Here is a 13780-nt window from a genome sequence, read left to right as displayed (position 1 = left end):
TTAAAAAACCCACTGACTAGTTTAGTGAGTGGGTTCCGATATAACATGCTTATTGCTAAATAAACGCAAAGGCGTCGGCAAACATATGTTCTTTTATCGCGCCTTTTTGGCTTATGAAGTCTTCCCTTGCGATTCCAGCCATTTTAAATGGACCCGCTAGATAAATATCATAAGGTTCTAAACTAACAATATCTTCCATCACTGCCTGATGAACATAACCCACTTTACCTGACCAATTATCTTCAGCTTCTTCCACAACCGGAATGAATTGAAAGTGAGGGAATTTGTTGGCCCACTCAGCTAAATACTCTGATGCATATAAAGACTCTTCATCTTTAGCGCCCCAATAAAGTAATACGGTATGGAAAGGTTTTGTTTCGGCTAGGTAGTCAGCAATGGATTTAACATAAGAAAAACCTGTGCCACCCGCCATTAATACAATTGGACGCTCAGATGCAGAATTAAGATGTGCATGACCTAAACCAATTTCTAACGTTACCGTTTTGTTTTCGGCTAAGTGATCAAGCGCTCCTTGCGGATACGCATCACCTGGACCTGCACCAATATGGAGTTCTATAAATTCAGAAGTAGGGCTAGAGGCGATAGAAAATATACGTTTGTCGTCATCTGACAAAACAACTTGTAGATATTGACCCGCTAAAAACTGAGCTGGCTCAAGCGGTTTCATCTTAACGATTTTTACATAATCCGTGACAGCTTCAATTGACACGACTTCGGCAGTTATCTGATGTGCAGACATTAAATCTCATTTCCTAATATAGAAGCGACTATATGACTATAGTACGCTTTGTGTTTACTTTTTAAGTGAAATACCAAATTCATCCCAACGATCATCAACTTTTGATTTAATCTCTGTTGACATTTCAATTGGCTCGCCCCACTCTCTGTCGGTTTCACCAGCCCATTTATTAGTGGCATCTAAGCCCATTTTTGAGCCCAAACCAGATACAGGAGAAGCAAAGTCTAAATAATCTATTGGCGTATTTTCAATTAATACCGTGTCTCTTGCAGGATCCATACGAGTAGTTATCGCCCACATTACGTCATTCCAGTCACGGGCATTCACGTCATCGTCACATACAATAACAAACTTGGTATACATGAATTGTCTTAAGAATGACCACACTCCCATCATCACGCGCTTTGCATGACCTGGATATTGTTTTTTCATTGTCACTACAGCCATTCGGTAAGAACAGCCTTCCGGCGGCAAGTAAAAATCGACAATCTCAGGGAATTGCTTCTGAATTATAGGCACAAATACTTCGTTTAGAGCCACACCTAAAATTGCCGGCTCATCAGGTGGACGTCCGGTATAAGTGCTGTGGTAAATTGGATCTTTGCGATGCGTAATATGCGTAACAGTAAAAACAGGGAACGACTCAACTTCATTATAGTAACCTGTATGGTCGCCATAAGGGCCTTCCGGTGCCATTTCCTCAGGGTCTAAATAACCTTCAAGAACAAACTCAGCAGATGCAGGCACTTGCAAGTCGTTAGAAATACATTTAACCACTTCGGTTTTTTCACCACGCAATAAGCCGGCAAAACCGTATTCACTTAAAGTGTCAGGCACAGGTGTTACCGCGCCCAAAATTGTGGCAGGGTCGGCCCCAAGTGCAACGGCTACAGGGTATTTCTCACCTGGATTTGATTTTTTAAACTCTTGGAAATCTAAAGCACCACCACGATGTGATAACCAGCGCATGATCAGTTTATTTGGACCCAATAACTGCTGTCGATAAATACCTAAGTTTTGCCTAGGTTTATTTGGGCCTTTAGTTACTGTTAAACCCCAAGTTACCAATGGAGCTACGTCACCTGGCCAGCAGCGCATAATAGGTAACTTTGTTAAATCAACATCATCGCCTTCAATAACCACTTTCTGACAAGGTGCTTTTTTAACTTCTTTAGGTGCTAAGTTAAGAACTTGTTTAAATATAGGTAACTTAGAAAAAGCATCTTTTAAACCTGCAGGTGGTTCTGGCTCTTTTAAAAAGGCTAACGTTTTACCAACTTCACGTAATGCTTCAACATTATCTTGTCCCATTCCCATAGCAACACGTTTAGGTGTGCCAAACAGATTTGCAAGTACCGGAATTGAATGCCCTTTAGGGTTTTCAAATAATAGCGCCGGCCCTTCGCCTCGCAATGTTCTATCAGCAATTTCCGTCATTTCTAGGTCAGGGTCGACCTCAGCAGTAATGCGAACTAACTCACCCTGCTCTTCTAGCTTGTCGATAAAATCTCTAAGATCTTTATATTTCATAATGAGCTAAACGTTTACCATTAATTTGAATGTAATTTTTATATACGAACTAGTAATTGTGAAAGTTTACTAATTACCATGTAACTTACTTTTAAATAACAAAAAAGCCCAATAAACATTGGGCTTTTGCACGATTTAAGCGAATAAACAACGCGCTAAAAAGTTAACTACGCGCCCTTTTGACGTTTCATTGCTTTAAAGAACTCTTCATTCGTTTTTGTCATCGCCAGACGGTCAATTAAGAATTCCATTGCTTCAACTTCTTGCATTGGATTAACAATCTTTCTTAATATCCACATTTTCTGTAGTTCATCTTGAGAAGTCATTAGCTCTTCACGACGAGTACCAGAACGGTTGTAGTCGATAGCTGGGAATACACGACGCTCCGCAATTTTGCGGTTTAAGTGTAATTCCATGTTACCTGTACCTTTAAACTCTTCGTAGATTACTTCGTCCATCTTAGAACCTGTATCTACTAGCGCTGTAGCGATAATTGTTAAACTACCACCTTCTTCAACGTTACGAGCTGCACCAAAGAAACGCTTTGGTTTATGAAGTGCATTGGCATCAACACCACCAGTTAGTACTTTACCTGACGAAGGTATTACCGTGTTATAGGCACGCGCTAAACGAGTAATTGAGTCAAGTAAGATAACTACGTCTTTCTTGTGCTCTACTAAACGTTTTGCTTTTTCGATTACCATTTCAGCAACTTGAACGTGGCGGCTCGCTGGTTCATCAAACGTTGAGGCTACAACTTCGCCTTTTACAAGACGTTGCATCTCTGTTACTTCTTCCGGACGTTCGTCAATTAGAAGTACCATTAATGTTGCTTCTGGGTGGTTCGCTGCAATTGATGTTGCAATATTCTGCATTAACATCGTTTTACCCGCTTTTGGCGGCGCAACTATCAAACCACGTTGGCCACGACCAATCGGCGCTGCTAAATCTAAAACTCGAGCTGTAATATCTTCAGTTGAACCGTTACCGCGTTCCATAGAGAAGCGTGATGTAGGGTGCAAAGGAGTTAAGTTTTCGAATAAGATTTTGTTGCGAGAGATTTCAGGTTTGTCATGGTTAACTTGTTCTATTTTCAGCAACGCAAAATAGCGCTCTGAATCCTTAGGCGGTCGAATCAATCCTGAAATTGAATCACCTGTTCTAAGGTTAAACCTGCGGATCTGGCTTGGCGACACATAAATGTCATCTGGACCAGCAAGGTAAGAAGAGTCTGCAGAACGCAAAAAGCCGAAGCCATCCTGTAAGATTTCTAATACTCCATCACCATAGATGGATTCACCGCTTTTGGCGTGTTTTTTCAAGATTGAAAAAATGATGTCTTGCTTGCGCAGACGCGCCATATTCTCTAAGCCCATAGACTCGGCTAATTGAACGAGTTCGCTAATTGGCTTATTTTTTAATTCACGTAAATGCATATTGAGATGTCTTTGTAATTGATAAGAAGGTTTTGAAGTTTTTGATTTAATAATTTTGGCGCGGGTTTGCGCAGACAGTAGATAAGTTAGCAGTAATTTTGACCACCGTAAAGCTTGAAGTCCCACAAACCTGCATTTTCTGCCACTTTTTTTTACGTTGGTAAGAAATTAACGCTTTTTCTACTGATTTTAAAAATTTCATTGTTCTATTTTTTATTTTCGATATTCTTTTACTTACTTAAAAACGAGCACAAGCGATCAATTCATTTAATGCGTTATTTTGTTCAGTTACTTTTTATTCTATGTTTAGCAGGGAACCTAATTGGGCCAAGTGTCTCAGTTTTGGCGAACTCCGAGAATGATAAGCAACTCATTTGTACAAAAAACGGTTTTGAATGGGTTTCAAAAACAACAGCCAACGAGTTTTACTACCAGCTTGCCATAGAAATAGGGATTGAAGCTGACGCTTTTAGCGATCTTGATCCTAAGGCCCCGCCACACCACTCCTTTTCTTCTGGTCACTGCCCACTGTGTATTTTTGAACTTGATGCACCTGCAATTGTTCATTCTAACTATCTAACCGTTCAAGCCGTTGTAGTACATCACGTTAAAATTTCAGCTACTCTTTTTGCTCAATCCTATTCAACGCAATATCTTCAGCCCGAAGGTCGAGCCCCTCCAACGCACCTTGTTTAAACAAAAATAATTAAAATTTATTAAACAAGGATTTAAAATGAAGTACAAAACTGTATTGGCTCCGTTATGCGGCCTGTTAAGCATATCTGCACCTGCTGTTGCAGAAACATCAATGGAAGTGATTGAAATAACTACAAAGAAGATCACATCTAAAACATCATCTCAACCATTAGAACAAAGTGTCACCTCTCCTGATGCTGCAGACTGGCTAACATCAGCTGCAGGTGCCGCCGCCAATAAAAATGGTGCTATTACTGGTATCGCGCAATATCGTGGTTTATTTGGCGATAGAGTTGGCGTGTCTATAGATGGCCAAACTATTGTTGGAGCGGGGCCCAACGCTATGGATGCGCCGATGAGTTATGCGAATCCTACCAACGTTGAATCCGTCACCATATACCGTGGTATTGCACCGGTTTCCGCTGGTTTAAATACCTTTGGTGGCGCAATTAAAATTAACCACCGACAAGCAAAGTTCTCTGACTCAGCGGACGCTTTATTTAGCGGAGACTTAACGGCAGGTTATAAACATCAGGGTGATGCCTATTTTGTAGCGCCTACTTTAAACATCGCTAACGAAAACTTGGCCTTTTTAGTGTTTGGTAACAAACAATCAGCTGATGACCAAGAAACCGCGAGTGGTTTTGATATTGTACCTTCAAGTTATGAAAGAACTCAGTCTGGTTTTGACTTAGGCTATTTAACAGAACAAACAGAAACCCACTTAAATTTCAAAAATACGAATACTAAGCCAAGCGGCACAGCGGCATTACCAATGGATATTGATTACATAAAAACCGATCAATTTAATCTGTCAGGCGAAATTCAAAATAATGAACAAAATATAAAGTGGAATGTAAACTACACAGACGCTACGCATGGCATGGACAACTATAGCCTTCGCACTAACATGAACCCAATGATGACAAGATATAATACCGCTGAATCAACGTCTTTTGGTGGCCATGTATCGGTAGAAATGCCGTTTTCTTTGATTGAAAATTCAATGGTAGTTTTAGGTACTGACTGGCTATTCTCAGAACACAAAGCCGTAATTACTTCTCCAGACAACATGATGTTTAACGTGGTGAACTTTAATGATGTTACGGACGAAGTGGTTAGTGTGTTCGCGGAAGTAAAAACCGATTTAACCGACGGCCAGCTCACCTTAGGTTTAAGAGCAAAACAACATGAAAGTGATGCGGGAGACGTTAGTCACCATATGGCTATGATGAATCCTGCAATTATGATGCTTCGTGATAACTTTAACTCTGCAAATACTGACCAAACAGAAACGCTTTATGACCTATCAGCTGCCTATACGCACTTAATGTCTGAAGAGTTGTCACTACTTTTTTCAGGCGCGATAAAACAACGCGCACCGTCTTATCAAGAAAGGTATCTTTGGGTCCCAATGCAAGCCACTGGTGGTTTAGCTGATGGCCATACTTATGTAGGCAACCCTGAGCTAGAACACGAAACTGCTTATCAATTTAACCTAGGCTTAGAATATAAACTGGCTGATGTACTTATTTCACCACAGTTGTTTTACCAAAATATAGACGATTATATTCAAGCGACACCATCTACCAATATGCAAGCGAATATGGTTGCAACTATGATGACGGGAAGCGCGCCTATGCAGTTCGCTAATGTTGAAGCATCACTTTATGGGGCTGACGTTATTGCACAATGGGCAGTTAATGACGACCTATACTTGGATGGCTCAATTAGCATGGTTCGTGGTGAGCGTGACGATATTGATGATGACTTATATCGAATTAGCGCAGATACATTGAGACTTTCAGCTAGCTACCAGTTGAATGATTGGTTGTTTAAAGTCACCGAACAATTAACGGCAAGCCAAGATAGAGTCTCTGCTATTAACAACGAGTCAAAAACATCGGGTTACGGCACAACTGATATCTCTGCATTTTATGCGCAGAAAGATTGGTCTGTCACCATTGGAATTTCAAACTTGTTTGATAAGTCATATACCAGTCATTTAGCTGGTCGTTACAGACCAATGACAATGAACAGCAGCATGGACTCAAGCATGGATATGGGAAGCTCTATGGATATGGGCAGCAGCATGGAAATGGATAACAATATGAGTAGCTTACAAACGGGTGATAAAATCCCGGCGATTGGACGAAATATTTATATCTCGGGGTCCATTGCTTTCTAAGTTATTAATCTTGTAACAAAGTGTGCTTTAAAGTGGTTAACTAACGCTTTAAAGCACTTATCTCATCTGACCTCACTATTTATTCCCTTTTTCTAATATTTATGTTTGATTTATGAATATAAATTGAGTAGTTTTAAGTTGCCGATATAAATTCGTTATCAAAATATAAAAGGTTATCTGATGTTACATGACCCGGTTACGCAAGCTACACTGATTTTTTTTGAAGATGGCGCTCTTGATCTGCGTCACGAAACACATAACTTCAACAAAAATCAAAACGGCCGTATTGTTATACCTGAGGAATTGAAACAAGGACGCTCTATTATCGCAGTATGCGATGGTCAGGTAGATATTTTAAATAGTATTGGGGATAGGATTGTCCCGTTTGAAGGTGTTGCATAGAGCTGTTGTGTAGAGTTGTTGCTTAGAGATTTGTCGAAGGTAATCTCGATATGACGTTGCAAGTATAGTCTCCACTCAATATATAAAAAGTAAAAAAGCCACTTTAGATAAGTGGCTTTTTTGTGTCTCAATATAAATTAGTTTCTAACGTTCAGTATCGTTAACTACACTGCCTTTTAAACCGTAATACGCAATGTAAACGAAGCAGAGAACAGGTAAAACAAATGACGCTGTTAGACCAAGGGTATCCGCCATAACGCCTTGTAAAACTGGTAATAATGCTCCGCCAACAATAGCTAAACACAGAACACCAGAACCATGACTGGTATATTCTTTCAGATTCTTTAAGGCTAATGAAAAAATAGTTGGGAACATTATAGAGTTACATAGACCAACAAGAAGTATTGCCCACATTGAAACAAAACCACTGGTAGTCAATGAGATAGCTATTAACAGACATGCCATGAAGGCGTTAAATGCTAACGTTTTACCCGCATCAACTTTCTGCATTACTGCTGCGCCAATAAATCGTCCAACCATAGCGCCACCCCAATAATAAGTAATATACGCTGCAGCTTGAACCTCTTCCATTGCGCTAACTCGGTCTAGCCCTAAATAGTTTATAAGTAAGCTACCTATACTAACTTCAGCTCCAACGTAGACAAATATACCAACGGCACCTAAGGCCAAATGCTTATGTTTTAATGCTTCTTTAAAGTCTGCAATTGTAGAGGAGTTTTTGTTTTCCGCCGGTTGCTGAATAGCAGGCAGTTTCAGAAATGCGAAAATTAACGCAAGTATTAATAACATTAGTGCCAATAATAAATATGGCACTTTGACCGAAGATCCAAGTTCCGCGCCTTCATTAACGGCAGCGCCTAAAATCAATAAGCCTCCAAAAGAAGGTGCTACTGTAGTCCCTAACGCATTAAACGCTTGAGTTAGGGTCAGTCTAGATGAAGATGTTTTTGGGTCGCCTAATGCACTAACATAAGGATTTGCAGAAACTTGCAGAATAGTAATTCCTGAAGCCAGTACAAATAATGCTCCTAAAAATAGCCCATAAACTTTATATGCAGCTGCTGGGTAAAATAGAACACACCCAATTGCCGCTATCAATAAACCAACAACAATACCTTTTTGGTACCCAAGCTTCGAAACCAATTTTCCTGCTGGTAGTGATACCAGAAAATAAGCGCTAAAAAAGCAGAATTGAATCAACATTGCTTGGGTGTAGTTTAGTGAAAACAGATTTTTTAAGTACGGGATCAATATGTCGTTAAGACAAGTAATAAAGCCCCACATAAAAAACAAAGAAGTAAGTGATATCAATGCAAAACGAGTATTCGACTCACCTGTTTCACTTTGCACAGGACTATTTTTACCCGCATTTTCAATAGACATTTTGATTAACCTTAATAGCGTTTTATACGCCTTCTTATAATAGTGTTATCTACTTTACTTGTTTTTATTTAATGGAGAAATAACTTTTAGCTTTCATAATGTTAGAGCCAACTCATAAACAGTCTTTTTTGATACAAAAAAAGGCCCTTAAAAGGACCTTTTAAATACCACGTTACGCTAAACGCAATTAACGTAAAGTAACGTACTCTTCCGCTGATGTTGGGTGAATAGCAACACAAGCGTCAAAATCTGCTTTTGTTGCGCCCATTTTGATAGCCACGCCAAAGCCTTGCAGAATTTCGTCCATGCCAAGACCAATACCATGAATACCAACAACAAGCTCATTGTCGCCAGCACAAATTAGTTTCATTTTAGTCATCTGACGGTGTTCTGTTAATGCCGTATACATAGCTGCAAAACTAGAGTTGTATACTTTTACATTGTCTTTGCCGTATTGAACAATAGCCTGCTCTTCCGTTAGGCCCATTGTTCCAATTGCTGGGTGACTGAATACAACGGTTGGGATATTAGTGTAATCCATCACAACGTCGGTAATATTATTGAATAAACGCTCTGCCAAAATACGACCAGACTTAACTGCAACCGGTGTTAATTCAACTTTACCTATGATATCGCCTAATGCGTAAACGCCTGGAACGTTAGTTTCATGATGCTCATCAACTGGAATGTAACCCCATTCATCACGTTTAACACCTGACGCTTCAATATTGATATTGTCAGTACTTGGCGTACGACCAATCGCCCAAATTACACAATCAGTTTCTACTTGAGTGCCGTTTTCAAATTCAAGTACTAAGCTACCATCTGCCTGTTTTACAACTCGTTTAGGCACGCTATGTGTTAATAATTCAATACCATCTTCAGCCATCATTTCTACTAGTGTTTCAGAAATCATAGTATCGAAATTACGTAAAGGCGCGTGTTTACGAACCGCTAATTTAGTTTCAGTACCTAGGCTATTTAATACGCCCGCCAATTCAACAGCAATATAACCTGCACCTACAACAACCGTTCTTTTTGGTTGTTCGTTAAGATCAAAAAAGCCATCAGAATCAATACCTAAATCAGCACCTTCAATCTCAGGCCAAGTAGGACGACCGCCTGTGGCAATCGTAATATGATCAGCGGTATATTGCGTGCCATCTACTTCTATTGTTTTCGCATCAACAAACTTAGCAAAGCCGTTAATAACCGTAACGTCGTTATTTCCTAATACGCGATCGTAAGAACCATGAATTCTTTTGATATAAGCTTCGCGGCTAGCAACAAGCTTGCTCCAATCAAATTTATTAACCGTCACATCAAAACCATAGTCTGGGCTATATTTATGAATAGCCTCGGCAACTTGAGCGCCAAACCACATGGCTTTTTTAGGTACACAACCTACGTTTACGCAAGTACCGCCCATTGCTTTCGCTTCTACTAGTGCTACTTTCGCGCCGCGCATTGCTGCTCTGTTCGCCGATGCAATACCACCGCTTCCGCCACCAATGGCAATATAGTCAAAATGAGTTGTCATAAATCTGATCCTGTAAAATTACTATCCCGTAAGGATATGGGCTACGATGAATAAAACCAAATAGAAATATTAGATAATCACCATCGATATTTTTATTCTAATACAAAACCTTGTAAAACAGGGTTGTCGCACCTATTTATTAACTAATTATTTTAATCACCGCTGACAAGGTCGTTTATGTCTGAATCTAACAACCCATTATTATCTGATTTTCAATTGCCGCCATTCTCAAAAATTAAGCCGGAGCATGTTAAACCGGCTGTTGAGGCGTTGATTAAAGAGTGCAAAGAAGCCATTGAAAAAGCCGTTTCTGAAGCAGAACCAACTTGGAAAACCTTAGTAGAAGACGTTGAAAAGGCAGATAATAAATTATCAAAAGCTTGGTCACCTGTTTCTCACATGAATTCAGTGGTTAGTACTGACGAAATGCGTGATGCGTACGAGTCTTGTCTTCCTATTTTAAGTGAATACGGTACTTGGGTTGGCCAGCATGCTGAACTATTTAAAGCGTACGAGAACTTAAGTAAATCAAGCCAGTTTGATTCTCTTAATGCCGCTCAGCAAAAAGTCATCACAAATGCACTTCGTGATTTCAAATTATCAGGTATCGATTTACCACCAGAGCAGCAAAAACGATATGGCGAAATTCAAAGCCGCCTTTCAGATTTAAGCTCACAGTTTAGTAATAATGTTTTAGATGCTACGCATGCATGGCAGAAAGTCATCACAGATGAATCTGAACTAGCCGGCCTACCGGAGTCAGCCATTGCCGCCGCCAAGCAAATGGCTGAAATGAAAGAGCTTGACGGTTACCTGTTTACGCTAGATTTCCCAAGCTACTTACCAGTAATGACATACTCTGACAACGCGTCTTTACGCCAAGAAATGTACACAGCATTTACCACTCGAGCGTCTGAAGAAGGCCCTAACGCCGGTGAATTTAACAACACCGAGCTCATGGAAGAGATCATGGCGCTTCGTCATGAGGTATCTAATTTACTTGGCTTTGACAGTTATGCTGACAAGTCTGTTGCAACAAAAATGGCGTCATCGCCTGAGCAAGTCACTGAGTTTTTAACGCAACTTGCAGAAAAATCGGTACCTCAAGCCAAGCAAGAAGTGGCCGAGCTTAAAGCGTTCGCTAAAGATGAACATGGTGTTTCAGACCTAAATCCTTGGGACTACACTTACTACGGTGAGAAGTTAAAACAAGCTAAATACTCTATTTCAGACGAACAGTTACGTCCTTATTTCCCAGCTGAAACCGTTGTAAATGGCCTGTTTAAAACCGTAGAACGTTTGTTTGGCATTACCGTTAAAAAGCACCCAGAAACCGTTGATACTTGGCATAAAGATGTTCAGTTTTTTGATATTTATGATCAAGAAAGTGAATACCGTGGTAGCTTTTTCTTAGACTTATATGCACGTGAGAAAAAACGTGGTGGTGCTTGGATGGACGATTGCCAAGGCCGAATTAAGTTTTCCACAGGTGAACTACAAACCCCAATTGCTTATTTAACGTGTAACTTTAATCAGCCTATTGGTGACCAACCTGCCCTATTCACTCACGATGAAGTAGTTACTTTATTCCACGAGTTTGGACATGGTATTCACCATATGCTTACGCAAGTTGACGAAGCTGCGGTTTCTGGAATAAATGGTGTGGCTTGGGATGCTGTTGAATTACCAAGTCAGTTTTTAGAAAACTGGTGTTTTGAAGAAGAGGCGTTATCGTTTATTTCTGGCCACTTTGAGACTAACGAACCTTTACCTAAAGACTTGTTAGACAAAATGCTAGCGGCTAAAAACTTCCAATCAGCGATGATGATGGTTCGCCAATTAGAATTCAGCCTGTTTGACTTCAGAATTCACGCAGAATACAAACCTGAGACTGGCGCTCGTATTCAGGAAATTTTAGATGATGTTAGAACGACGGTGTCTGTTATTACGCCTCCGTCATTTAACCGCTTCCAACATAGCTTTGGACACATCTTTGCAGGTGGCTACGCCGCTGGTTATTACAGTTACAAATGGGCTGAAGTATTATCAGCCGATGCCTTTTCTAAATTTGAAGAAGACGGTATCTTTAATTCAACAACAGGTCACTCGTTCTTAACTAATATTTTAGAGCGTGGTGGAAGCCAAGAGCCAATGGAGCTATTCAAAGCCTTCAGAGGTCGTGAGCCAGAAATTGATGCTCTGCTTCGTCACTCTGGTATTGCAGCCTAAAGTTTTAAACATTTAAAGGCTTCGCCGCGTATTGGTTTTTTCGTAAGCCAAGCGCGGCTTTTTAGTAATAAGTCATCGAGAATAAAATATGAGCATTAAAAACCTCGAGCCGTTTCGAGATATATTAAACCGAGCGATTGAACGCAAAGGCAGTAAAAGCATTGTTTTTGCAATGGCCGGTGTCAATGAGCCTAAGCCTGATTTAGCACAAATCTCTGATGACAGATGGTTAGCTCAGTTTAGTAAACAAATTTTTCAAAGTGGTTTTGTTTGGCGCGTTGTGGAACAAAAATGGCCTGGTTTTGAGGAAGTGTTTTTTAGTTTTGATATTGAAAAAATGCTGATGATGCCTGACGAAATGTGGGAAGCAAAATGCAAAGACGAACGCATTATTCGTAATGGCAAAAAAGTGATGTGCATAAAAGACAACGCTCAAATGATTTACGAAGTATCTGAAGAGCATGGTTCTTTTGGTCAGTTCATCGCTAATTGGCCTAAAGACGACGTGATTGGACTTTGGGCTTATTTAAAAAAGCATGGCGCTCGACTCGGCGGTAATACCGGCCCATATGCCCTTCGATTTTTAGGCGTAGATACTTTTCTACTAAGTCGTGACAACGAAGCTTACTTTAGAGCTTATAAACTCATTGATGGCGGCCTGAATACTAAAAAGAGCCAAACTATGATCCAAGACTGTTTTAAACAATGGCATAACGAAACTGGGTTTGGCTATTCGGCGTTAAGTCGTATTTTGTCATTCTCAGTTGGCGACAACGTAGTAGGTATGCGATGAATGAACAAAGCTCCACATTGAAGTTTTTCCAGTGGCAACAAGCGCCGTTAAACATTATCGAATTGACTGAAAAATTTGATTGGCAGCAAGTTAACCACCAACCAACCGATGAACTTTATGCGCTTTTTGAAGACGACCAACTTAAGCTTACCATTGATGGCAAAACTAAAATTTCTGTAGACTTTGCCGGCGGCGCTAATGCCCACAGGCAAAAGTTTGGAGGCGGAAAAGGTCAAGCCGTTGCTAAGGCGGTTGGATTAAACAAAGGCGCAACGCCAACGGTACTAGATGCAACGGCCGGTATGGGTAAAGATGCATTTGTATTGGCCTCACTAGGTTGCAAGATGACCTTAGTTGAACGCCAAGTGCCTGTTTATTTAATGCTTGAAGACGGCTTTAGACGTGCATTGCAAAGTGAAGAGTTACCTTGGTTTAGTGAACGCATGACTATCATTAACAACTCCTCTCAAAACGCGTTACAAACAGCCATAGACAATAAAGATAAATACGATGTGGTTTATCTTGATCCTATGTTTCCGCACCGAGAAAAGTCAGCCGCGGTCAAAAAAGACATGGCCATTTTTCAACAGTTTGTAGGCACAGACAACGATGCCGATGAATTACTGCCATTAGCCATGCAAGTGGCAACAAAAAGAGTCGTTGTGAAACGACCTGACTATGCTCCGTTTTTAAATGGGCAAACGCCAAGTACTCAAATTAAGACTAAGAAAAATCGTTTTGATGTTTATGTCAAAGCGGCCATGAAATAGATGCGCCGATAACAAACCGCACTTAACAAAAG

General features: G+C 40.3%; 11 protein-coding genes. 6 read left to right on the top strand and 5 right to left on the bottom strand.

The features are described from left to right. Positions 1-55: 55 nt before the first annotated feature. The 3 genes from fre to rho all read right to left on the bottom strand — a co-directional run bounded on the left by fre (position 56) and on the right by rho (position 3726). Positions 56-760 (bottom strand): NAD(P)H-flavin reductase, encoded by a 705-nt coding sequence (gene fre, locus ABD009_RS09735; protein ID WP_343824949.1) that lies wholly within the window; start codon positions 758-760, stop codon positions 56-58. 54 nt (positions 761-814) lie between these two features. Beyond that, positions 815-2290, bottom strand: a complete 1476-nt coding sequence (gene ubiD, locus ABD009_RS09730; protein WP_343824947.1) for a 4-hydroxy-3-polyprenylbenzoate decarboxylase — start codon at positions 2288-2290, stop codon at positions 815-817. A gap of 167 nt (positions 2291-2457) precedes the next feature. Next, a complete protein-coding gene (rho, locus tag ABD009_RS09725) occupies positions 2458-3726 on the bottom strand; it encodes a transcription termination factor Rho (RefSeq protein WP_155696510.1) in 1269 nt (422 codons plus the stop codon). 342 nt (positions 3727-4068) lie between these two features. Here rho and ABD009_RS09720 point away from each other — a divergent pair, with 342 nt between their 5' ends. The 3 genes from ABD009_RS09720 to ABD009_RS09710 all read left to right on the top strand — a co-directional run bounded on the left by ABD009_RS09720 (position 4069) and on the right by ABD009_RS09710 (position 7012). Next, entirely contained in the window at positions 4069-4422 is a 354-nt protein-coding gene (locus tag ABD009_RS09720) for a hypothetical protein (RefSeq protein WP_343824945.1), read from the top strand. 37 nt (positions 4423-4459) lie between these two features. Further along, entirely contained in the window at positions 4460-6610 is a 2151-nt protein-coding gene (locus ABD009_RS09715; protein WP_343824943.1) for a TonB-dependent receptor, read from the top strand. A gap of 180 nt (positions 6611-6790) precedes the next feature. Beyond that, on the top strand, positions 6791-7012 hold the full coding sequence (locus tag ABD009_RS09710; protein WP_155696513.1) for a TIGR02922 family protein: 222 nt from the start codon (positions 6791-6793) through the stop codon (positions 7010-7012). Between the two features lie 144 nt (positions 7013-7156). Here the strand turns inward: ABD009_RS09710 and ABD009_RS09705 are convergent, their stop codons facing one another. Both ABD009_RS09705 and gorA read right to left on the bottom strand, forming a co-directional pair. Then, positions 7157-8422, bottom strand: coding sequence for a sugar MFS transporter (locus tag ABD009_RS09705; RefSeq protein WP_425543078.1), 1266 nt, complete (start codon positions 8420-8422; stop codon positions 7157-7159). Between the two features lie 181 nt (positions 8423-8603). Next, on the bottom strand, positions 8604-9956 hold the full coding sequence (gene gorA / locus ABD009_RS09700; RefSeq protein ID WP_343824938.1) for a glutathione-disulfide reductase: 1353 nt from the start codon (positions 9954-9956) through the stop codon (positions 8604-8606). 177 nt (positions 9957-10133) lie between these two features. Between gorA and prlC the strand changes: the two genes are divergently transcribed. From prlC to ABD009_RS09685, 3 genes are all read left to right on the top strand, one after another. Next, positions 10134-12185 (top strand): oligopeptidase A, encoded by a 2052-nt coding sequence (prlC, locus tag ABD009_RS09695; RefSeq protein WP_343824936.1) that lies wholly within the window; start codon positions 10134-10136, stop codon positions 12183-12185. A gap of 88 nt (positions 12186-12273) precedes the next feature. After that, a complete protein-coding gene (locus tag ABD009_RS09690; RefSeq protein ID WP_343824934.1) occupies positions 12274-12978 on the top strand; it encodes a DNA-3-methyladenine glycosylase I in 705 nt (234 codons plus the stop codon). Beyond that, positions 12975-13748, top strand: a complete 774-nt coding sequence (locus ABD009_RS09685; protein ID WP_343824933.1) for a class I SAM-dependent methyltransferase — start codon at positions 12975-12977, stop codon at positions 13746-13748. The genes ABD009_RS09690 and ABD009_RS09685 overlap by 4 nt, the downstream gene beginning before the upstream one ends. The last annotated feature ends 32 nt before the right edge of the window (positions 13749-13780 follow it).

Origin of the sequence: Psychrosphaera haliotis (assembly GCF_039523615.1) — a bacterium.
Taxonomy (GTDB): Bacteria; Pseudomonadota; Gammaproteobacteria; order Enterobacterales; family Alteromonadaceae; genus Psychrosphaera; species Psychrosphaera haliotis.
This window is presented reverse-complemented; position numbering and strand designations above follow the sequence as displayed.